At 39.9% G+C, this 396-nt stretch carries 1 protein-coding gene; it reads left to right on the top strand.

Annotated elements, in window-relative coordinates:
- Window positions 1-396, top strand: a 396-nt coding sequence (locus E1I18_RS03700; RefSeq protein WP_235888486.1) for a DHHA1 domain-containing protein, incomplete at both ends; no start/stop codon positions are given.

Here is a 396-nt window from a genome sequence, read left to right as displayed (position 1 = left end):
AGTCGAACATTTCAATGTTGAACGGAAAGATATTGTACAAACGATTGTTGATGAAGCTATGGTCATGGCTGAAGATGCAATCCAAGCAGGCGAACACTTTTTAGTTCTCGCAAAAGAAGACTGGCATGAAGGCGTCCTGGGAATTGTTGCCTCAAGAATTGTGGAAACCTTCCATTTACCAACAATGGTATTAAATATTGACCACGAACAACAACATGCAAAAGGTTCTTCTCGTAGTATTACGCAAGTGTCAATGTTTGAAGCATTATCATCACAACAAACATTAATTTCAAAATTTGGTGGACACCATATGGCGGCAGGTTTAACTTTACCTATCGACCAAGTTTCTGCATTGCGTGAAGGATTAAACGATTGGATGCGCACGCACATTGATAC

The organism is Mycoplasmopsis mucosicanis, from assembly GCF_006546935.1.
In the GTDB taxonomy this organism is placed as follows: Bacteria; Bacillota_I; Bacilli_A; order Mycoplasmatales; family Metamycoplasmataceae; genus Mycoplasmopsis; species Mycoplasmopsis mucosicanis.
Note: the sequence above shows the minus strand (reverse complement) of the source record. Positions and strands in the feature narration are given on the sequence as shown.